Source organism: Mesorhizobium sp. RCAM 06353 (assembly GCF_059683585.1).
In genome coordinates this window covers 1,667,101-1,686,518 of sequence record NZ_CM185031.1, presented here as the reverse complement: position 1 = coordinate 1,686,518, position 19,418 = coordinate 1,667,101, and the positions used below count along the sequence as shown (strand labels likewise).

Annotated in this window: 21 protein-coding genes and 1 tRNA gene; 6 read left to right on the top strand and 16 right to left on the bottom strand. The window is 63.3% G+C overall.

Translation table 11 applies throughout. The features are described from left to right. Positions 1–10 precede the first annotated feature (10 nt). From AC56QX_RS07875 to rsfS, 6 genes are all read right to left on the bottom strand, one after another. Positions 11–529 (bottom strand): RNA pyrophosphohydrolase, encoded by a 519-nt coding sequence (locus AC56QX_RS07875; protein ID WP_497115018.1) that lies wholly within the window; start codon positions 527–529, stop codon positions 11–13. 49 nt (positions 530–578) lie between these two features. Further along, the gene (locus tag AC56QX_RS07870) at positions 579–1,760 is read right to left on the bottom strand and encodes a divergent polysaccharide deacetylase family protein (RefSeq protein ID WP_497115017.1); all 1,182 of its coding nucleotides are present in this window, start codon (positions 1,758–1,760) and stop codon (positions 579–581) included. A gap of 189 nt (positions 1,761–1,949) precedes the next feature. Then, complete coding sequence (locus AC56QX_RS07865) at positions 1,950–3,281, bottom strand: S41 family peptidase (RefSeq protein WP_497115015.1); 1,332 nt, start codon at positions 3,279–3,281, stop codon at positions 1,950–1,952. A gap of 1 nt (position 3,282) precedes the next feature. After that, positions 3,283–4,656: a murein hydrolase activator EnvC family protein gene (locus AC56QX_RS07860; protein WP_497115014.1), complete on the bottom strand. Its 1,374-nt coding sequence runs from the start codon at positions 4,654–4,656 to the stop codon at positions 3,283–3,285. Positions 4,657–4,853: 197 nt separating this feature from the next. Continuing rightward, complete coding sequence (gene rlmH, locus AC56QX_RS07855) at positions 4,854–5,336, bottom strand: 23S rRNA (pseudouridine(1915)-N(3))-methyltransferase RlmH (RefSeq protein WP_475456152.1); 483 nt, start codon at positions 5,334–5,336, stop codon at positions 4,854–4,856. A gap of 85 nt (positions 5,337–5,421) precedes the next feature. Beyond that, a complete protein-coding gene (rsfS, locus tag AC56QX_RS07850) occupies positions 5,422–5,799 on the bottom strand; it encodes a ribosome silencing factor (protein ID WP_497115012.1) in 378 nt (125 codons plus the stop codon). 242 nt (positions 5,800–6,041) lie between these two features. Here rsfS and AC56QX_RS07845 point away from each other — a divergent pair, with 242 nt between their 5' ends. Further along, on the top strand, positions 6,042–6,893 hold the full coding sequence (locus AC56QX_RS07845; RefSeq protein ID WP_497115010.1) for a mechanosensitive ion channel family protein: 852 nt from the start codon (positions 6,042–6,044) through the stop codon (positions 6,891–6,893). Here AC56QX_RS07845 and AC56QX_RS07840 read toward each other — a convergent pair whose 3' ends face one another. The 3 genes from AC56QX_RS07840 to AC56QX_RS07830 all read right to left on the bottom strand — a co-directional run bounded on the left by AC56QX_RS07840 (position 6,894) and on the right by AC56QX_RS07830 (position 10,226). Next, positions 6,894–8,189: an MFS transporter gene (locus AC56QX_RS07840; RefSeq protein WP_497115008.1), complete on the bottom strand. Its 1,296-nt coding sequence runs from the start codon at positions 8,187–8,189 to the stop codon at positions 6,894–6,896. 96 nt (positions 8,190–8,285) lie between these two features. Continuing rightward, on the bottom strand, positions 8,286–8,873 hold the full coding sequence (locus AC56QX_RS07835) for a nicotinate-nucleotide adenylyltransferase (protein WP_497117709.1): 588 nt from the start codon (positions 8,871–8,873) through the stop codon (positions 8,286–8,288). A 72-nt stretch (positions 8,874–8,945) separates the two neighbouring features. Next, the gene (locus tag AC56QX_RS07830) at positions 8,946–10,226 is read right to left on the bottom strand and encodes a glutamate-5-semialdehyde dehydrogenase (protein WP_497115007.1); all 1,281 of its coding nucleotides are present in this window, start codon (positions 10,224–10,226) and stop codon (positions 8,946–8,948) included. Between the two features lie 76 nt (positions 10,227–10,302). Here AC56QX_RS07830 and AC56QX_RS07825 point away from each other — a divergent pair, with 76 nt between their 5' ends. Next, a complete protein-coding gene (locus tag AC56QX_RS07825) occupies positions 10,303–10,791 on the top strand; it encodes a hypothetical protein (RefSeq protein ID WP_497115006.1) in 489 nt (162 codons plus the stop codon). 18 nt (positions 10,792–10,809) lie between these two features. On the opposite strand, the gene proB is transcribed toward AC56QX_RS07825, so the two are convergent. After that, positions 10,810–11,931 carry a glutamate 5-kinase gene (gene proB / locus AC56QX_RS07820; protein WP_497115005.1) on the bottom strand — a complete coding sequence of 374 codons (1,122 nt, stop codon included), beginning with the start codon at positions 11,929–11,931 and terminating at the stop codon, positions 10,810–10,812. A 3-nt stretch (positions 11,932–11,934) separates the two neighbouring features. Next, a complete protein-coding gene (obgE, locus tag AC56QX_RS07815; protein WP_475456142.1) occupies positions 11,935–12,966 on the bottom strand; it encodes a GTPase ObgE in 1,032 nt (343 codons plus the stop codon). A gap of 130 nt (positions 12,967–13,096) precedes the next feature. On the opposite strand from obgE, the gene AC56QX_RS07810 reads away from it, so the two are divergent. Beyond that, the gene (locus tag AC56QX_RS07810; protein ID WP_497115004.1) at positions 13,097–13,966 is read left to right on the top strand and encodes an endonuclease/exonuclease/phosphatase family protein; all 870 of its coding nucleotides are present in this window, start codon (positions 13,097–13,099) and stop codon (positions 13,964–13,966) included. A 7-nt stretch (positions 13,967–13,973) separates the two neighbouring features. On the opposite strand, the gene AC56QX_RS07805 is transcribed toward AC56QX_RS07810, so the two are convergent. The 4 genes from AC56QX_RS07805 to AC56QX_RS07790 form a co-directional block, all read right to left on the bottom strand. Further along, positions 13,974–14,507: a GNAT family N-acetyltransferase gene (locus AC56QX_RS07805; protein WP_497115002.1), complete on the bottom strand. Its 534-nt coding sequence runs from the start codon at positions 14,505–14,507 to the stop codon at positions 13,974–13,976. Positions 14,508–14,528: 21 nt separating this feature from the next. Next, positions 14,529–15,116 (bottom strand): GNAT family N-acetyltransferase, encoded by a 588-nt coding sequence (locus AC56QX_RS07800; RefSeq protein ID WP_497115000.1) that lies wholly within the window; start codon positions 15,114–15,116, stop codon positions 14,529–14,531. A gap of 117 nt (positions 15,117–15,233) precedes the next feature. After that, entirely contained in the window at positions 15,234–15,503 is a 270-nt protein-coding gene (gene rpmA, locus AC56QX_RS07795; protein ID WP_095771984.1) for a 50S ribosomal protein L27, read from the bottom strand. A 98-nt stretch (positions 15,504–15,601) separates the two neighbouring features. Next, complete coding sequence (locus AC56QX_RS07790; RefSeq protein ID WP_497114998.1) at positions 15,602–16,294, bottom strand: 50S ribosomal protein L21; 693 nt, start codon at positions 16,292–16,294, stop codon at positions 15,602–15,604. A 402-nt stretch (positions 16,295–16,696) separates the two neighbouring features. On the opposite strand from AC56QX_RS07790, the gene AC56QX_RS07785 reads away from it, so the two are divergent. Beyond that, positions 16,697–16,786: transfer RNA gene (locus AC56QX_RS07785), tRNA-Ser, on the top strand. Positions 16,787–16,935: 149 nt separating this feature from the next. Here the strand turns inward: AC56QX_RS07785 and AC56QX_RS07780 are convergent. Further along, positions 16,936–17,199, bottom strand: coding sequence for a PilZ domain-containing protein (locus AC56QX_RS07780; protein WP_497114997.1), 264 nt, complete (start codon positions 17,197–17,199; stop codon positions 16,936–16,938). Positions 17,200–17,902: 703 nt separating this feature from the next. Here AC56QX_RS07780 and AC56QX_RS07775 point away from each other — a divergent pair. Both AC56QX_RS07775 and AC56QX_RS07770 read left to right on the top strand, forming a co-directional pair. Then, a complete protein-coding gene (locus AC56QX_RS07775) occupies positions 17,903–18,583 on the top strand; it encodes a hypothetical protein (RefSeq protein WP_497114995.1) in 681 nt (226 codons plus the stop codon). 61 nt (positions 18,584–18,644) lie between these two features. After that, a complete protein-coding gene (locus tag AC56QX_RS07770) occupies positions 18,645–19,415 on the top strand; it encodes an SDR family oxidoreductase (protein WP_497114993.1) in 771 nt (256 codons plus the stop codon). The last annotated feature ends 3 nt before the right edge of the window (positions 19,416–19,418 follow it).

Genomic DNA, 19,418 nt, shown 5'->3' with positions numbered 1-19,418 from the left:
TGGAATTGCTCTATCGCGCCAGATGGCTGAACGCCGCCACCACGTCTTCATAGACCTTGCGCTTGAACGGCACGATCAGGTCGGGCAGCTCCCGCATCGGCCGCCACGACCATTCGTCGAACTCGGCGGTGTGGCCGCCCGGCGGTGGGTTGATCTGGATTTCGCTGCTGTCGCCATGGAAGCGGAAGGCGAACCATTTCTGCGTCTGACCGCGATACCGGCCCTTGAAGGCAATGCCGACGAGATGGTCCGGCAGATCATAGTTGATCCAGTCCGGCGCCTCGGCGAGCAGCGAGACGCTGCGCATGCCGGTCTCCTCATAGAGCTCGCGCTCCGCCGCCTGCAGCGGCTCCTCGCCCTTGTCGATGCCGCCTTGCGGCATCTGCCAGAGCTGCGTCGTGCCGGCAAATTCGCTGTCGGGTTCGGCAATGCGATGCCCGACCCAGACCAGGCCCTCGCCATTGAGGATCATCAACCCGACACAGGGACGATAGGGCAACGTTTCACGATCAACTGTCTTTGTAGCCATCTGACGCTCTCTGGCCGTTCCCTGTGAGTTCATGGCGATCAGCAGATCGCTAGCCTTTTTGCGGGTCGATGGCCACCGCTGAAATCGGCACGATCTCGATGCCGCGTTTCTTGGCCTCGGCAATCCAGGACGACACGGTGTCGACCGTCAGGTCGAAGGCCGAGCCGATGCCGACGGCTGAGCCTTTGGCCCGCGCGGTGGCTTCGAGACTGTCCAGTTTCTTCAGGATGGCGCCGCGATCCTGCACCGCGTCGATCGCCATGTCGCCGGCGACGAAGGGCACGCCGTCCTTCAGCGCCAGGTCGGGTGCCAGGCTGCGCGCCGACGAGCCGTCGTCGATATAGGCAAGGCCGCGTTTGCCGAGCTCGGCCATGAACGGCTCCATCGCCGCCGTGTCGGCGGAAAAACGCGCGCCCATATAGTTCATGACACCGGTATAGTTCGTCGTCCGCGACAGCGCCCAGTGTAGGTTCTTCAGGTTCTCTTCGGCGCTCGCCGCCACGGTCAGCGTATTGCGGCCGGGGTTGACGTTGGGATAGTCGAACGGCTCGAGCGGCACCTGCATGACGATCTCGTGGCCGCTCTGCCTGGCGGCCTGCATCCAGCGGCCGATGCTGTTGCCTTGCGGCGCGAAGCCCAGCGTCACTTCCGGCGGCAGCTTCGCAATGGCCGCCTGGGTACCGGTCTGCGACACCGCAAGTCCGCCGATGACGATCGCCACGCGGGCACCGCGCGCGCCGGACCACGGCCGCGCATAGACATCGAACGGCCGCCGCCCATCGGCGGAGCGCATCGGCAAGGGTCCGGTGTCGCTGGTCTCGATCAGCGCCTTGTCGGGAATATGCGCGATCTTCAGGTTCTGGCCGATGCTCGACGGGTCACGGATGACGATGGCCGTCTGCGGAGGACCATCGCCCTCCTCCTTCTGCACATGGATGATCTGCGGACCACCGGTCTTGGTCGGCGTTTCAACCTTCGGCGCCGCTGCCGGAGCCAATGCGGGCGCCGATGCAGCGGGCTCGGCGGCCACAGTCACTTTCGGCGTCGAAACGGCGACCTCTTGCGGCTTTCGAAACGGCTTTTCCCTGAGCGCGATTGCAGCCGAGACGCCGACCACCGCCAGCACGACAACGGTCGACACGATCACGCCCGCGCTGACCTTGCCGGCAGCGCGCGGCGCCCGGACGGTCTGTCCAAGCGGGCGTTCGATGTCCTTGCCGATATCAGCCAAGCCCTGTCCCCGGGGCGCATGGTTCCGAAGGTGATCCCTTCGGGAGGACATGCGCGAATTCATCAATCCTGGCGCACCCCTGGCGCCATATCTGGAGGCCTCGCCTTGCCTCCCCGAATCAAACTGCCGGAACCTTTCGGTCCCGGCAGCATCGCATTGCTTCGTTCAACCGGCCAGACTGTTGCTGGCTTACTGGTTGAGCACGGCCTTTTCCGGATTGGGCGGGAAGGCCGGATCGGTCTTCTGGCCGCGCAGCAACTGCTCGGCGAAGATCAGTTGCAGATCGTCCTTCGGATCCGGCGGCACATAGGCTGCCGAGCCCGAGCCGGTCGAACTCTCGTCGGCGCCCTTGATGTGACCCTTGAGATCGGATTCACCGCGCGTCAAATCCCTGCCCTGCAGTTCCGGCGGCAGCGGCTGGTCGACCTTGATGTCGGGCGTGATGCCCTTGCCCTGGATCGACTTGCCCGACGGCGTGTAATAGAGCGCCGTCGTCAGCCTGAGCGCACCATTCTCGCCGAGCGGAATGATGGTCTGCACCGAACCCTTGCCGAAGGACTGCGTGCCGACAACCGTGACGCGGCGCAGATCCTGCAGCGCGCCGGCGACGATTTCGGAAGCACTGGCCGAGCCGCCATTGACGAGCACGATGATCGGCTTGCCGTTGACGTCGTCGACCTGCTTCGGCTTGGCGTCGAAACGGGTGACGTCCTTCGGATCGCGGCCGCGCGTCGAGACGATCTCGCCACGCTTCAGGAAGGCATCGGACACGCTCACCGCCTGGTCGAGCAGGCCGCCCGGATTGAGGCGCAGGTCGAGCACATAGCCCTTGAGTTTGTCGTCCGGCACCTGCTTCTTGATGGTGTCGATGGCATTCTCGAGGTCGTCATAGGTCTTTTCGGTGAAGGAGGTGATCTTCATGTAGCCGATGTCGTTCTCGACCCGGAACTTGACCGCCTTGACCTTGATGATGTCGCGCACCACCGTCAGCTCGATCGGCTTGTCGGCGCCCTGACGCAGGATGGTGAGCTTGATCGGTGTGTTGACCAGGCCGCGCATCTTCTCGACCGCGTCGTTGAGCGTCAGCCCGCGAACCTCTTCGCCGTCGATCTTGGCGATATAGTCGCCTGCCAGAACGCCGGCCTTGGCAGCCGGTGTGTCGTCGATCGGCGTGATCACCTTGACCAGGTCGTTCTCCATGGTGACCTCGATGCCGAGGCCGCCGAACTCACCCTTGGTCTGCACGCGCATGTCCTGCGCCTGTTCGGCATTCATGTAGGAGGAGTGCGGGTCGAGAGAGGAAAGCATGCCGTTGATGGCGTTCTCGACCAGCGACTTGTCGTCGGGCGGCGTGACATATTGTGCCCGCACCCGCTCGAAGATGTCGCCGAAGATCGCCAGCTGCTTGTAGGTCTCCGATCCCGCAGCGTTCGCCGACGAGCCAGGAGCGCCATAGACAAGGCTCATGGCGGATGCGCCCATCAGCGCACCGGCAAACAGAAGCGACAGTTTCCGCATCATTTCACGTCCTTCCAGAAAAACGGTCCGCCCACCATGGGGCCGGATCGACGGGTTTTCCATCCTTGCGGAACTCGACATAGAGTTCCGGCGTGGCATTTCCATTCTTCGAAACCGAGGTGCTTGCCACCCGGGCCTCTCCCATCGCGCCGACCGGCTCTCCTGCGAGCACCGACTGGCCGGTCACGACGCTGATTCTGCTCATCCCCGCCAGAACGACATGATAGCCGTCCCCGGCATTCAGGATCAAGAGTTGACCATAGGAGCGAAACGGCCCCGCATAAAGCACATTCCCATCCGCCGGCGCGGTGACGATGGCTCCCGATTGTGTCGCAAGCATGTCTCCAAGCATCACCGCGCCGTTACCGTCATCGGCGCCAAACCTGCGTTTGATGCGGCCGGTAGCCGGCAGCGCGATCTGCCCTTGCAGCGCCGAAAATGGCGCCGTCGCGGTGAGCCTGTTGCCTTCGGGAACCGGCAGTGACGCCAGCGATGCCGTTGTATCGCCGCCAGTCTGATCGTCACCCGTCTTGTCATCCCCTGCCTGGCCCGCGGCGGCCGCCCTGGCGGCATCCGCGGCCTTGCGGGTCTTGTCTGCCTGTGCTTCGAGCGACGCGATCAGGTCCTTCAGGCTTGAGGCCTTGGCCGCCAGCTGCTCGGAACGCTGCTGTTCGGCCGCCATCTGCGCCTGCGTGTCGGTCTCGAGCTTCTGCTTCGCTTCGAGCAGCATGCCGAGCCGCTTCTTTTCCGCCACCTGCTCGCCGACCGCTTCCGTCAGCCGCGCCCGCTCGGCCTCGATCGAGGCAGTTACCCGGGTCTGCTCCTTGAGGTCGGCCAGCAGGCTATCGGTCTGCTGGCGCAATTCCGGCACCACGGCGCCGAGCAGGATGGCGCTGCGCACCGACGACAGGGCGTCCTCCGGCTTGACCAGGATCGCCGGCGGCGGGTTGAGCCCCATGCGCTGCAGCGCGCCCAGCACTTCGGCCAGTACGTCGCGCCGCGCCATGAGCGAGGCGCGGATTTTCTGTTGCTGGCCCTTCAGCCCTTCCAGCTTGGCGCCGATGTCCTCGATGTCCTGGCCGAGCTTCTGCTCGGTCATTGCCGACTGGATCAGTGCGGCGGTGATCGAGGCGTGGTCCTTCTTGACCGCGGCGATATCGGCGGCGAGCTTGGCCAGCCGTTCCGACGACAGCGTAATTTCCTTGGAAACCTGTTCGTATTCGGCGCGGCTCTGGTCGGGATCGGGCGCCATGTCGAGCGTGTTCTCGGCCTGCGCCGCGTGGAACGACAAGAGGACAGCCGCCGCCGCGATGCCGCAGCGCACGCGCCAGGAGCCCGCTGTTGATAAACTCAGTGTCGATTTCCGGCCTTCAGACATTCGCGATCTATACTATCCGCGGCTCGTTAACGAACCATCAACCATGTTTGAACAGCCCGTCCCAGAATGCATGTCGCCCAAAAGTGGTCCCGGTTTTGGGAAAACGACATGCATAAAACTAGAGCTTACGCTGCATTGGGGCGGAAATCCGGGCAACCGGCGACGAATCACAGCTGCCGGCAACTGTAGCGGCAGGCTCACGCGCGATGATAGGGGTGGCCGGAGAGGATCGTCGAGACCCTGTAGAGCTGCTCCCCAAGCATAACCCGCACCAGTTGGTGCGGCCAGGTGAGCGCGCCGAACGACAGCACCAGATCGGCCTGGTCGCGCAGCGACGGGTCGTGACCGTCGGCGCCGCCTATGGCGAGCACCAGCGCCTTGCGCCCGCCATCGCGCAACTGTCCGATGCGATTGGCTAAATCCTGCGAGGAAAGGCTCTTGCCGCGCTCATCGAGCAGGATCAGCGCCGTGCCCGGCTGCAGCTGCGCCTGCAGCCTGGAGCCTTCGTCGCGCTGGCGCTCGGCAGCGCTCTGCGCACGGCCCTCGGCGATCTCGGTTATCCCGGCGAATTCAAGCCCGACTGCTGGCCCGCTCTTGGCAAAGCGCTCGAAATAGCGGTCGGCCAACTCCCGCTCGGGGCCGGTTTTCATTCGGCCCACGGCATGAACTGAAATCTTCATCCTCGCCTCTATAAGCCGCTAATGCGTGTCACCCAAAAGTGGGAAGCGGTTTTGGGACAATGACATGCATAAAAACAAAGGCGGCTTAGTGGAGGGTCTCTTCCTCGAAATCCGGCGCCTGCCACATCTTTTCAAGATTGTAGAATTCGCGGACTTCGGGGCGGAAGACATGGACGATGATATCGCCGGAATCGATCAGGACCCAGTCGGCGCCGGACAGCCCCTCGACGCGCGCCGTGCCGAGGCCGGCATCCTTGAGCGCCTTGAGGAGATGGTCGGCAACAGCCGAGACATGACGGTGCGATCGGCCCGACGCGACAACCATATAGTCGCCGAGGCTCGATTTCCCCTGAATGTCGATTGAGACAATATTTTCGGCCTTGGAGTCTTCCAGACTGGCAAGGACTGTCTTGATGGCACGGGACACGGCGTCGTCTACGCTGATCCTGGCCGGCGAAGGCATGATATCGGCCTTCTTCCGCAGTGCTGTTCTCAGTGTATTTCCTTTCGCAGCAAGAACAACCAAATCACCCCCAAAAGCAGGTGACACCGCTTAGATAGGCAGAGTTCCGTTGCAGTTTCAAGACGCAGCCCCGCCACGCACGAACGTCTTGTTGGTTCTGTGGTTCCGCCGCATCCCCTAAAAGATCGGAACTCAGGCCGCCCACATGGGTTATCGGCTCATCGACCAACCGGGATTCCAGTATGCCGATCGACCCGCAAAATGCTCTTCTTACCGTCCAGGCCAGCCTGGCCCAGCTCAGCACGCTGATCGTCTCCTATTCCTTCTCCGCCATCGGCGCCATCATCCTTCTGGTGGTCGGCTACATCGTCGCCGGCCTCGCCGAGCGCTCGATCTTTGCCGGGCTTGGCCATATCCACGGTTTCGACGCGACGCTGCGGCATTTCTTTTCCAAGATCGTCCGCTACGCCATTCTGGTGCTTGTCGTCATCATGGTGCTCGGCCAGTTCGGCGTGCAGACCGCCTCGATCATTGCGGCGATCGGCGCCATCGGTCTTGCCATCGGCCTGGCGCTGCAAGGCACGCTGCAGAACATCGCCGCCGGCATCATGCTTCTGGCGCTGCGGCCGTTCCGCATCGGTGAATCCGTCGAGGTCGGCTCCATATCAGGCTCGATCGAGGAAATCGGCCTGTTCGCCACCAAGCTCAGGACCGCCGACGGCGTCTATATCCTTGCGCCCAATTCGACGCTGTGGAACCAGCCGGTGCGCAATTTCTCGCGCAATGGCGTGCGCCGCGCCGACATCACGCTCTCGATCGGCTCGTGGAACGACATCGACCGCGCCCAGAAGACGTTGCTTGCCATTGCCGGCGCCGAGAAACGCGTCCGTCGCGAGCCTGCACCGATCGCCTTCGTCGCGACCTTGGGCGACAGCACCGTCTCGATCACCTTGCGCTACTGGACATCATCAGCGGATTTCTTCGCCACCCAGACCGATCTGACCAAGCGCGCCAAGCAGGAGTTCGATAGCGAAGGCATATCGATCCCGCTGCCGCCGCCGGAAGCACCGGCGCCCGAAGCGCGCCGGCAGTAATCAATCGCCCTTATAGCGATCCTGTTCATCCGGGGCATAGGCGAGTTCGACCGGCAATGGCGCCTGCGCCGTCATCGGTGCGAAGCTGCCGGTCTCGGCGGCAGGCACGGCCTGGGTGGTGAACACCCGCAACAGCACGAACAGGCAGAAGGCGCAGGCGATGACGATTGCCACATAGATGAAGGCCTGCGTGCCGAAGACGGCCGACAGTGCGGTGACGATGCCCGGCACGATGAAACCCGACAGCGACCAGGCAAACAGAAGCGAGCTGGACAGCGCCACCATGTCGTCCTTGCCGGCACGGTCGGCGGCGTGCGCGCTGGACAGCGAATAAATCGATTCCGACGCGCCGTCCCACAAGACATAGATCACCAGCAGCGCCGGCAGCGCGCCACCATCGAAGCCGAGCGCGAACATCCCGGCCAACGCGGCAATCGCGGATGCCCCGATCAGCACATAGCGGCGATCGGTGCGGTCGGAAATCCAGCCGAACGGAAGCTGCAGGATCAGCGTGCCGAGCGGCATCACCGACAGCAACAGCGCCACATCGGCCTGGCTATAGCCCTTGGCGGTGGCATGGATCGGCGCAAAGCCGGCAATCGACATCGACAGGCCGCCGACCGCCAGCATGCCGGCAACGCCGACCGGCGAAATCCGCCAGGCCCGGCGCAGCGCCACCGAGGCCGCCTGCGGCGCCGGCGGCTGCGCCAGCCGTGTCATGCCGACGGGCAGGATCGACAGGGCAGTAAAGACGATGCCGATCAAGGGCGCATCCGCCGTTCTGATATCGACCAGCGCCAGCGTCGCATAGCCGACACCGAGCCCTGCGACATAGGCAACGTAGAAGAACGCCATCACCCGTCCGCGTATGGCGTTGGCCACGGCATCGTTCAGCCAGCTCTGCGCGACGATGAACAGGCCGCATATGGCAAAGCCGTACAGAGCGCGGGCAGCGATCCACAGAACCGGATGCGGTCCAGCGCCGACGGCTGCATTGGCAAGCGCAATCAGCGCCGACAGCACCATGAAGGCGCGGGCGTGGCCGACCCGGCGCACCAATGGTCCAGTCAGGATACAGCCTGCGAGGCCGCCGGCCGACAGTCCGGTGATGATCAACCCGGCCCAGGTTGGATCGAACCCTTCTGCGCCGAGCCGGACCGGGATATAGGCAAACATCAGCCCGTTGCCGATGGCGATCAGCGCCATCGACACGATGACGCTGGCAATCGCAATCAGCGGCGTGGGCGCGTTGCCATGCTCCGGCTCGACTGCGAGGGTTTTGGTTTGAGTTGCCATATCTGGTCAGCATCGCCGATCGGCTGGACAAGCGCCGCTGTAAAAACGACATGGCCGGGCAGCTGAAACGCAGCCCCTTCCCCTGGCGGAGAGGCCCTACCCCTTGGCCATTTTCCGGATCGCGCTCGACGACAGCGACGAGCGCGGGCCGTGAATGAAGGTCCAGGCCGGCGCCTTCATGCGGGCGAGCAGCGGCGCGTCACCCTCATCGATACGGGCATAGTCGAAGGTCTTGGCGACGACCGATGACAGGAACGACAGCGTCGCACCCGGCCGGTCGATGACCGCGATCGGGAAGGTCAGCACGATCTCACGCCAGCGTTGCCAGCGGTGGAAATCGCGCAAACTGTCCGCCCCCATGATCCAGACGAACTCGACGCCTGGATTGCGCGCCTTGACCAGCGCCAGCGTGTCGGCGGTGTAGCGCACATGATGCGCCGCCTCGAAGGCGGTGACCTTGATCTTCGGATTCCTGGCGATCTTCTCCGACAGCTGCAGCCGCTCGGCCAGCGCCGCTAATTCGCGCGTGCTCTTCAGCGGATTGCCCGGCGTCACCATCCACCACAACTGGTCGAGCGCCAGGCGCCTGAGCGCAATCTCGGCAACCAGCGCATGGCCAGCATGCGGCGGGTTGAACGAGCCGCCGAACAGGCCGACGGTGAGGCCTTTTTCGGCGTGCGGCATCTTCAGGTAACGGGAGGGGACCGCCGGTTCGGAAGATGCCAGCATCGCCTCAGGCTCTAGCGACGAAAAGCGTCAAGGCCTCACCTGTCCCGACCCGCGCACCCGGTATTTGAACGAGGTCAGTTGCTCGACGCCGACCGGCCCGCGCGCATGCATCTTGCCGGTGGCGATACCGATCTCGGCGCCCATGCCGAACTCGCCGCCATCGGCGAACTGTGTCGACGCATTGTGCAGCAGGATTGCCGAATCGATCTCGTTGAAGAACCGCTCGACGACCTTTGGGTCCTCGGCGATGATCGCCTCGGTGTGATGCGAGGAGAAGGTTTCGATGTGCTCGATCGCACCACCGATGCCGTCGACCAGCTTCACCGCGATGATGGCATCGAGATATTCGGTCACCCAGTCGGCATCGGTCGCCGGTTTGGCGTCGAAAAACACCTTCAGCACCTCGGCGTCGGCATGGATTTCGCAGCCGGCGGCGCGCAGTGCATCGAGGATCGGCACCAGATGGGTGGACGCAACCGCACGGTCGACCAGCAGCGTCTCGGCCGCGCCGCAGACGCCGGTGCGCCGCATCTTGGCGTTGACGGCGATCTTCACCGCCATGTCGAGATTGGCCGACCGGTCGATGTAGAGATGGCAGATGCCTTCAAGGTGGGCGAAGACCGGTACCCGTGCTTCGCTCTGCACCCGCCCGACCAGGCTTTTGCCGCCGCGCGGGATGATAACGTCAAGCGTGCCGCCGAGTCCCTTGAGCATCTCGCCGACCGCGGCGCGGTCGGTGGTCGGCACCAGCTGGATGGCGTCTTCCGGCAGGCCGGCTTCCTTCAGCCCCTCGACCAGGCAGGCATGGATGGCGGCGGATGAATTGAGCGAATCCGAGCCGCCGCGCAGGATCACCGGATTGCCGGCCTTGAGGCACAGCGCGCCGGCATCCGCCGTCACGTTGGGGCGACTCTCATAGATGACGCCGACAACGCCGAGCGGCGTGCGCACGCGCTCGATCCGCAGGCCGTTCGGCCGCTGCCACGCGGCGATCACGTCGCCGACCGGATCCTTGAGTTCGGCGATCTCGCGAATGCCGTCAGCCATGGCACGAATGCGCGCCGGATTGAGCTTCAGTCGATCCATGAAGGAACCGGACAGACCAACTTCCTCGCCATTGGAGACATCAATGGCGTTGGCGTCGAGGATGGCCTGCTCGTGACGCAGGATGGCGTCAGCCATGGCGGTCAGCGCGGCGTTCTTGGCGGCGGTGGTCGCAACAGCCAATGGTCGGGCGGCGGCGCGGGCCTTGCTGCCTATCCTTGCCATCAAACTGGCTACATCTTCGCCTTGGTGTTTGTTCAGCATCTGACCGTTCCGGTAAAGCTTGGTGGATTTACACGCGGCTGGCCCTCGCGGCAATGGCTGCGAATTTGGAGGCAGCATGAAGAGCACCGTAGTCCTCTTTGCATTGGCCACGATGCTGGCGCCCACCGGCCTCCGCGCCGCCGATTACTGTGATGACAAGATCGAGCCCGGCGAGAGCCCGGACGGCATGGCTATGATGATGGTGAGCTTGATGTTGGATCTTGCCCTTGCCGAGCGCTATTGCGGCGCGCCACCTACACCACCTCCCCAGATCGCCGTTGTTGTTGAGGAACTCCATGGTTGCGGGCCGCGTGCCCGACTTGAGACGGAAGTCGAAAAAAGGATGAAGGAAGACGACGGGGCGGCAGTAGCGTCTACCGACGAACTCATCCGCGATATGGTCGCTGGAGAGAACAAGGATATTTCCCAAGCCGAACTGGATCGACAAGCCAAGGCTGCCATCGAAACCGAGTTAGGAGGTTGCGGCGAGCTTCTGAAAATGCAGCAGGACTTTCAGAAGCGATACCGCAATCCGCCCAAATGGCCACCTAGCTCCGACAAGTAACGCGTCTGGAGCCTTGCCTCAGCCGGCCGCGCCGCTCACCACAAGGTCATCGCGGTGGATCATCGCCGAACGCGCTTCGTAGCCGAGCACGGTTTCGATCTCGGCCGTCTTCAGGCCTGCGATCCTTACGGCATCGGCGGCATCGTAGGCAACCAGCCCGCGCGCGATCTCGCGGCCCTCGGGCGACAGGATCGCCACCGTATCGCCGCGCGAAAAATTGCCGCTGACCAGCTTGACGCCGGCCGGCAGCAGCGATTTGCCCGAGGTGAGTGCGCCGACGGCGCCGGCATCGACGGTCAGCCGGCCGGCCGGTTCGAGCTGGCCGGCGATCCAGGTCTTGTAGCCTTTCACCGGATTGATGCTCGGCCGGAAGAAGGTGGCGCGCTCGCCGCGCTCGATCGCCATCAGCGGCGACAGCCGCGTGCCCGATGTGATGATCATCGCGGTGCCGGCAGCGGTGGCGATCTTGCCGGCATCGAGTTTTGTCCGCATGCCGCCGCGTGACAGCTCGGACGCGGCCGCTCCCGCCATCGCCTCGATATCAGGCGTGATGCGGTCGACAACCGGAATGAATTTGGCTTGCGGATCGCGCGCCGGCGGCGCGGTATAGAGCCCATCGATGTCGGAGAGCAGGACCAAAAGGTCGGCGCCCATCATCGTTGCCACCCGCGCGGCCAGCCTGTCATTGTCGCCATAGCGGATTTCGGAGGTCGCCACCGTGTCGTTCTCGTTGATGACCGGCACCGCCTTCATCTTGAGCAGCGTCGAGATCGTCGCCCGCGCATTGAGGTAGCGGCGGCGCTCCTCGGTATCGCCAAGGGTCAAAAGAATCTGGCCCGATTTCAGCGCGCCCTTGCCAAGCGCATCCGACCACGCGCCGGCCAGCGCGATCTGGCCGACAGCGGCGGCGGCCTGGCTTTCCTCGAGTTTGAGCGCCCGCTTGCCCAACCCCAGAATGGTGCGGCCAAGCGCGATGGCGCCGGAGGACACGACGAGGATTTCAGCGCCGCCCTGGGCGAGCAGGGCAATGTCGTCGGCAAGCGAGGCCAGCCAATCGCGCTTCAGCCCGCTCGCGCGGTCGACGAGCAACGCCGAGCCGATCTTGACGGTGATGCGCCGGTATTTTTTCAGCGACTGCATGCCTTACTTTTCCCAGCGCGTCTCGACCACGGGCGCAGCCTCCGCGCGCGCCTCGGCAATCACCCTCATCAGCGCCCGCAGCACCGCCTCCACCCCTTCGCCGGTGACGGCGGACAGAAGCATCGGCGCGCGGCCGGCGGCTCGCTTCAGCGAAGCGACCTTCTTCTTGCGCGCATCGGCGTCGAGCGTGTCGACCTGGGAGAGTGCCACGATCTCCACCTTGTCGGTCAAACCATTGCCGTAGGCGTCGAGTTCGGCGCGCACGGTCTTGTAGGCCTTGCCCGGGTTTTCCTCCTGCGCCGAAACCAGATGCAGCAGCACGCGCGTGCGCTCGACATGGCCGAGGAAGCGGTCGCCGATGCCGACGCCCTCATGCGCGCCTTCGATGAGGCCGGGAATGTCGGCGATGACGAATTCGCGCGCATCGATGCGGGCGACGCCGAGGCCAGGATGCAGCGTGGTGAACGGATAGTCGGCGATTTTCGGCTTGGCCGCCGTGACGGCGGCGAGAAAAGTCGACTTGCCGGCATTGGGCAGCCCGACCAGCCCGGCATCGGCGATCAGCTTCAGCCGCAGCCAGATGTTGAGCTCTTCGCCGGGAAGGCCGGGATTGGCGCGGCGCGGCGCCTGATTGGTCGAGGTCTTGAAATGCTGGTTGCCGAAGCCGCCATTGCCGCCCTTGGCGAGCAGGAAGCGCTGGCCGACCACGGTGAGGTCGCAGATCAGTGTCTCATTGTCTTCCTCGAACACTTGCGTTCCGGCCGGCACTTTCAACGTGACATCGGCGCCCTTGGCGCCGGTCATGTTGCGGCCCATGCCATGGACGCCGGTCTTGGCCTTGAAATGCTGCTGGTAGCGATAGTCGATCAGCGTGTTCAGGCCGTTCACCGCCTCCAGCCAGACATCGCCGCCACGGCCGCCATCGCCGCCATCCGGCCCGCCGAACTCGATGAATTTCTCGCGCCGGAACGACACCGAACCGGCGCCCCCGTCACCGGAGCGGACATAGACCTTGGCTTGATCGAGAAATTTCATGGGATTGCAGTTTCTTTTCTTGGCCTTGCGGCATTGCTCTAAACATTGCGCCTTGATCTAAACCAAGGCGCGGCGAAGGGCGAGGCGTTTTGTGACGAGGCCGCTTGGGGTCGGCCGGAGGAATATCGGTATGAAGCTTGTAACCTACAACATTCAGTACGGCATCGGCCTTGATGGGCACTACGACGTCGGGCGGATCACCGATGCCGTGCGCGGCGCCGACGTGATCGCGCTGCAGGAGGTCACCCGCAACAATCCGCGGAACGGCGGGCGCGACATGGTTGCGGAGATCGGCGAGGCGCTGCCCGACTATTTCGCCGTTTACGGCAGCAATTTCGAGGCCAATATCGGCTCGCGCATCGAGAACGGCCGCGCCATCACCACGACCTTCCAGCTCGGCAACATGATGCTGTCGAAAACGCCCATTCATCTGTCGCGCAACCTGCTGTTGCCGCGCAGCCGCAGCTTCGAGATGATGAACTTCCAGCGCGGCGCGCTGGAGGCACTGATCGAGACGCCGCTTGGCTTCATCCGCTTCTATTCCATCCATCTCGATCACCGCAGCCCGGTCGAACGCGCCAGCCAGATCCAGTTCCTGCGCCGGCGCCTGTTGAACTATGCGCTTGAGGGCGGCGCGCTGTCCGGCGTCGCCGAGATCGGCCTGCCGGAATTGCCGCACCCCGAGGCGTTTGTGGCCTTGGGCGATTTCAACATGCTGGCCGGCTCGCCCGAATATGTCGAACTCGCCGGCCGGCCGGACCACCAATTCGGCATGCCGCTGACCGCCGACTTCGCCGTCGATGCCGCCGTGCGCCTGAACGTCACCGGCGACGATCTCGTCAGCTGGGTCGACCCCAAGGACCCCGCCAACGCCGGTCGCCACAAACGCATCGACTACGTCTTCACCAGCGCCTCGCTTGCCAGATCGCTGCAGCGACTCTGGGTCGACCGGCAAGCAACCGGTTCAGACCACCTGCCGGTGTGGGTCGAACTGGGCTGACGGCTCTTTATCCGGCTGCGTTTTCGCGTTCGACGATCGCCATCATAATCGCATCGCGATATTCCCCATCGATATAAACCGCGTCGCGCTGCACGCCTTCCCTGACAAATCCGACCCTGTCGTAAAGCGTGATGGCGCGGGCATTGTCGGAATGTACGAAAAGCTCGATACGGACAAAGCCGTCCTTGCGCGCTTGCGCCACGGTTGCATTGATGAGCTTCCGTCCAAGGCCACGCCCCCGATAAGACGGGACAATGCCCATCCCAAGCGCGCCGCGATGAGCGTGTATGGGCCGGTCATGGCGAGTGATGTCGCACCAGCCGACAACCTCGCCACGAACAGCTGCTACATAGCCTGGATCGCCTCTTGCGATTCGGTCCATCACAAATCTTCTGGCTTGATCCAGCGGTGGCGCCTCGAGAAAGGACAAGTACTTTCGCTCACGCGAAACGACATCGAGCGCGTGATGAAAGCTTTCGATATGCTCCGGTGCGAACGGCACGATCGCGACCGTTTCAATATCGCTGCGGCCATCAACCATTGGCTTCACCAACGCCACACATCAGAAGTGAACCCAGTTACGCAGGCTGGTCCACGTCTTCCTGTCGAGCCTGTAGCGTTCGACCGGCACCTGGCCGGCGACGATCGAGTTCAGCATGCCCTGGCCGGCATACTGGAAGCCGCACTTGTGGATCACCCTGCGCGAGGCCGGATTGATGACCCGCGTCGAGGCATGCAGCACCTGGATCGATGTCTTCTGGAAGGCGAGGTCGACCAGCGCGTGGGCGGCTTCGGTCGCATAGCCGCGCTTCCAGTGGGGTTCGCCGATCCAGTAGCCGAGCTCCAGCCCGCGATCGGTGGTATTGAGCCCCGCGCAGCCGACGAAGGTGTCGGTGCCGGCCAGCGTCAGCGCATAGACAATGCCGGCGCGGCGCGACTTGGTCATGGCCAGGAAGGCGCGCGCCTCGGCCTCGCCATAGGGGTGCGGCATGCGCGCCAGCATTTCGGCGACATGACGGTTGTCGGCAAGCTCGATCAGTTGCGCGACATCGCTTTCGCGCGGCGCCCGCATCACCAGCCGCTCGGTGACCAGCACCGGACAGTCTATCGCGTAACTTTCGTCTTCTGAGTCTTCCGCTTCGGCAACCATTTGAAGTCCTCCAGGCAAAGAAAAAGGGAGATGGAAACCCATCTCCCCTGATCCTTTTCCTGGCTTTGCCAGACACCGGTCCCCGAGATGGGCGCCGGTGTTCTAGTGCGGAACCGGCTACTCCGCGGCTTTGGCAATCGGGTTGACCGATACGTAGGTTCGGCCATTGGCTTTTTTGTTGAACGTCACGGCGCCGGATTCGAGCGCGAAAAGGGTGTGGTCCGTGCCCATGCCGACATTGACGCCGGGATGCCAGGTCGTGCCGCGTTGACGAATGATGATGTTGCCCGGGATGACGGCTTCGCCGCCGAACTTCTTCACGCCCAGACGCTTGGAATGCGAGTCGCGACCGTTGCGCGACGAGCCGCCAGCTTTCTTGTGTGCCATCTAACTAACTCCGTTGCGCCGCAAGGCGCCTAAAAGGCCTTATGAACGCGTTCGCGTTCCGTTTCAAGTCCGATCCGGCGACCTAATCGCCGGAAAAATTACTTCTTCGCCAGTTCCTTGGCCTGCTCGCGCCAATCCTTGATCTGGTCGGCGCTGAACGGCATGTGCTCGTCGATCTTGGCGACATCCTTGTCGGTCAGCTTGGCGAGCTGGGCGAAGGTGATGATGCCCTGCTCGGCGAGATCCTTGGCAGCGACCGGGCCGATGCCCTTGATCACGGTCAGATCGTCCGGCTCGCCCTTCGGCGCCTTGAACAGCGGCGCGGCGGCCGTCTCAGCCTTCACTTCGTCCTTCGGAGCTTCTGCCTTGGCTTCCTTCTTGGCCTTGGCCTCCTTCGGCGCGGCTTCGGCCTTCGCCTCGGTAGCAACCTCAGCCTTGGCTTCCGCCTTCACGGCAGCCTTCTTGGCCGGCTTGGCGCCACCCAGCAGGATCTCGGCGATCCGCACGGTGGTCAGAAGCTGGCGATGGCCGATCTTGCGGCGCGAATTCTGACGGCGGCGCTTCTTGAAAGCGATGACCGTGCGGTTCTTGCCCTGCTCGACGACTTCGGCGGTGACCAGAGCGCCATCGACGAACGGCGCACCGAACGTGACATTCTCGCCCTCGCCATGCGCGAGCACGTGGCCGATCTCGACGATATCGCCGACATTGGCTTCGACTTTTTCGATCTTCAGGAGATCGTTGGCGGCAACGCGATACTGCTTACCGCCCGTTTTAATGACTGCGAACATTTTTTGCCTTTCGCTGTTCGGTCGGCCTTGATGAACCGCCTGAGGCGGTTCGGCCGTCTTTTTGTCAGTCTGCGGGTTCAAAAAACAAGCGGCGTGGAAGAACCCTCCACGCCGATTGCGCGCTGTCCCTAACCGAAGGTTGAGTGGGAGTCAAGGCAACAGCCGTTGCCGAGACTGTTATTGGCCGGCAAAGACCGGGCGTGTCAACATGGCTGCCCAGCGCCGCCGTGGCCCGAGGCGAGGATGCCTGGCTGGCCCGTGAAACCGCGTGGCCTCGACTGTAAACGCCGACATGAATCCGCCGCTTGTCCGGTAAGCCAAATATCGGCGGATTTGGCCTTGTAACCTGCCCGTTCAGCCGTTATCTAGTGCGCCGCGCCGGCAACGGCCGACCATGACCGCGGAGAGGTGGCAGAGTGGTCGAATGCACCGCACTCGAAATGCGGCATGGGTGCAAGCCCATCGGGGGTTCGAATCCCTCCCTCTCCGCCACTCTTGCGACGGAAGCTACGAAGTAGCGTAGGGTGACCTGCCTCGGTCACTTCCCGCACGACCTTCAACAGCACTCATGCAGGGTCATGACGCGATAAGTTCGACCAGCTGCTTAGGTTCCGGCGTCCGGTTCGCCAATGCCATCTATTTCAATAGATCTGTACGCCAAGCCGCTCGTTTTTCCTCCACCGCACCACGGCGCGATATTCGACACCATCTGCATGGACGTGCAGGACGAACCGCTCGGGAACAACCACGCCCGGCTCCACCCGCAGCTCCGCACCGTGAGCGTGCTGATTTCTGACCGAGCAAGCGATCGTCATATCCTCGGTGATAATGGTTCCATCCTTTAGAACGGCCGTTCGGAGATGTGAGCGCCGTTCAATTGGTGGATCATCGGGGTTGCTGCTCATCTTTTTATTCCTCCCGATAATCTTGCAGCGAAGCGCATGAACTGACCACGACGATCGCGATTCAATTAGCATACGCTAAAATAGTTCCGGAACTTTTACCGCGATGCGAGGTCCGATCGGCGCCGCCCAATAGGCAAAAAGAGCCCGCCCGGAATGGGGACCAAGGGCGGGCCAAGAGGTGGCTAGGGATCAGCCCAGCTTTGGTCAACGAGCGGCGGAGGGGTTGGTTGCTTTGCTCAAGCAGCCAAAGCACTCACGCTGGTTTGACTGCTTGCATTTTAGCTAAATTAGTTGTGTCACTGGTCATGGAATTCCGAGCGGGGGCTCATGACCACAGACCTGTTTCTCACCGCGATCGCGGCATTCGCAATGCTTGTCCCGCTCTATTTCATTCTCAAGTGACAGATAACGATGGGGTCTGCCACAGGGACGCCGGCTAATGTGAAGGCCTACCTGCAGTAGGTTGTGGCCAGCTTATCGGCGGTCGGCTATGCCCCCCGAATTGCTGTTCTTGTACTTCATTCGTATGGCTTTAAGAATATTAGCATGGGCGCATATATTCGCCAGCCCACGGCGCCGTTCTCACAAACCGCCCCGTCGGGTTAGGCCCGGTGTCCTATCTACATCCCAACAAAGAATGCCGGGCCGCTTTCTAAAGTTCCAACACAAAAATCCCGCCGCCCCACTCACAGCAGCCGCGCGTTTGGGCGCGATCTGCGGCAGGCGAAATGAGGGAAAACGCCCGCCGGCTCACGTCAACTCGGCAATCCGCCTGCCGCGGATCACGCACAGCGGCGCCAAGGCGAGGGCTCCAAACAGCCGGTGTGCCGCTACCGTCGGAGAACGGATTCTAAGCCTTGCTGCAATCGCTTGCCCGCGGACGGAGTTCCCGGCAGTGACCCAGCGCGCGTTCATCACCTTGCTTATCCTGCTGGCGGCGGCGGTTGCGCTGTCGGCGACAGCGTTTCCGGGCTCGATGATCGGCTTCCTGTTCGCGATCACGGCAGTTTTCTTCGTGGCGATACCGGGAGCCGCCATCGGCGATGCGCTCAAACAGGGCGGCATCCCGGTAACCGGCGAGCAGCTCCTGTCGGCGCTGGCCGGCCTCTATGCCTTGCTGGCTCTCGGCGCCGCCGTGCAGGCATGGTTGCGGCTCCGGCGACGTGATTTCGACGGAGCCCGATCGGCTGTGCCTGGCACTCCTGCTGGCGCTGCCGCTGATTGCCTGGCTGTCGGTCAATTCGACGCAACACGCCTGGCCGTGAGGGTTGGTCAGGGCTGCCGCGCTTTATCGGAACATCGACCGCCCGCCGGCCTTGCGCCGGTCATTTTTTGGGGCGTCCGCGCATTAAGTTTATTTTCACCGGCTTCGATAGAACAGTAGGCTGAGCCGCCGATTGCCGCATGGGATCGGTATTGCCGTTCCTATGCGCATAGAGGCCAGCTTGAGCATTTTCGAAAGATTTTCCCTGCAGGGACGCGTGGCGCTGATCACCGGCGGCGGACGCGGTCTCGGTTTCGAGATTGCGCGCGCCTTTGCCGAAGCCGGAGCCCATGTCGTGGTGACCGGACGCACGGCCGCCACACTTGACGGCGCCGTCGCCGCCATCACCGGAAATGGCGGCAGTGCGCAGGCTGCGGTCTTCGACGTGGCCGACATCGGGGCGGGCCGCGCGATGATCGCAGAGATCAGCAAGACCCGAGGCCGGCTCGACATCCTCGTCAACAATGTCGGCGCCCGCGACAGGCGGCCGCTTGCCGCCTTCAACGACGACGACATCCTTGACCTGATCAGGACGGATCTTTTGTCGGCGATCTCATTGTCGCGCGATGCGGCGGAGATCATGAAGGCCCAGGGCCATGGCCGGCTGATCGCGGTGACCTCGATCGTCGGCGAGATGGCGCGGCCCGGCGACGCCATCTATCCCGCCGCCAAGCAGGGGCTGACCGGCTTGATGCGCAGCATCGCTGTCGAATATGGCGCCTATGGCGTGACCAGCAACGCCATCGCGCCGGGCATGTTCGCCACCGAGACCAATGCCGCGATGGCGGCAAACCCTGATCTGGTTGCCTTCGCCCGCCAGCGGGTCCCGCTGCAGCGCTGGGGCCGGCCGCAGGAGATCGCCGGCGCCGCGCTTTTCCTCGCCAGCGAAGCGGCGTCTTTCGTCAACGGGCACGTCCTGACCGTCGATGGCGGCATGTCGATACAGATGTGACGA

Bases quoted from the DNA above. Each gene is read 5' to 3' on its own strand.
- AC56QX_RS07840 (WP_497115008.1), bottom strand. From the start codon at position 8,189: ATGGCAACTCAAACCAAAACCCTCGCAGTCGAGCCGGAGCATGGCAAC.
- rsfS (WP_497115012.1), bottom strand. From the start codon at position 5,799: ATGCCTTCGCCGGCCAGGATCAGCGTAGACGACGCCGTGTCCCGTGCC.
- AC56QX_RS07865 (WP_497115015.1), bottom strand. From the start codon at position 3,281: ATGATGCGGAAACTGTCGCTTCTGTTTGCCGGTGCGCTGATGGGCGCA.
- obgE (WP_475456142.1), bottom strand. From the start codon at position 12,966: ATGAAATTTCTCGATCAAGCCAAGGTCTATGTCCGCTCCGGTGACGGG.
- AC56QX_RS07780 (WP_497114997.1), bottom strand. From the start codon at position 17,199: ATGAGCAGCAACCCCGATGATCCACCAATTGAACGGCGCTCACATCTC.
- AC56QX_RS07845 (WP_497115010.1), top strand. From the start codon at position 6,042: ATGCCGATCGACCCGCAAAATGCTCTTCTTACCGTCCAGGCCAGCCTG.
- rlmH (WP_475456152.1), bottom strand. From the start codon at position 5,336: ATGAAGATTTCAGTTCATGCCGTGGGCCGAATGAAAACCGGCCCCGAG.
- AC56QX_RS07790 (WP_497114998.1), bottom strand. From the start codon at position 16,294: ATGTTCGCAGTCATTAAAACGGGCGGTAAGCAGTATCGCGTTGCCGCC.
- AC56QX_RS07875 (WP_497115018.1), bottom strand. From the start codon at position 529: ATGGCTACAAAGACAGTTGATCGTGAAACGTTGCCCTATCGTCCCTGT.
- AC56QX_RS07805 (WP_497115002.1), bottom strand. From the start codon at position 14,507: ATGGTTGATGGCCGCAGCGATATTGAAACGGTCGCGATCGTGCCGTTC.
- AC56QX_RS07835 (WP_497117709.1), bottom strand. From the start codon at position 8,873: ATGCCGCACGCCGAAAAAGGCCTCACCGTCGGCCTGTTCGGCGGCTCG.
- AC56QX_RS07830 (WP_497115007.1), bottom strand. From the start codon at position 10,226: ATGCTGAACAAACACCAAGGCGAAGATGTAGCCAGTTTGATGGCAAGG.
- proB (WP_497115005.1), bottom strand. From the start codon at position 11,931: ATGCAGTCGCTGAAAAAATACCGGCGCATCACCGTCAAGATCGGCTCG.
- AC56QX_RS07860 (WP_497115014.1), bottom strand. From the start codon at position 4,656: ATGTCTGAAGGCCGGAAATCGACACTGAGTTTATCAACAGCGGGCTCC.
- AC56QX_RS07825 (WP_497115006.1), top strand. From the start codon at position 10,303: ATGAAGAGCACCGTAGTCCTCTTTGCATTGGCCACGATGCTGGCGCCC.
- AC56QX_RS07810 (WP_497115004.1), top strand. From the start codon at position 13,097: ATGAAGCTTGTAACCTACAACATTCAGTACGGCATCGGCCTTGATGGG.
- AC56QX_RS07800 (WP_497115000.1), bottom strand. From the start codon at position 15,116: ATGGTTGCCGAAGCGGAAGACTCAGAAGACGAAAGTTACGCGATAGAC.
- rpmA (WP_095771984.1), bottom strand. From the start codon at position 15,503: ATGGCACACAAGAAAGCTGGCGGCTCGTCGCGCAACGGTCGCGACTCG.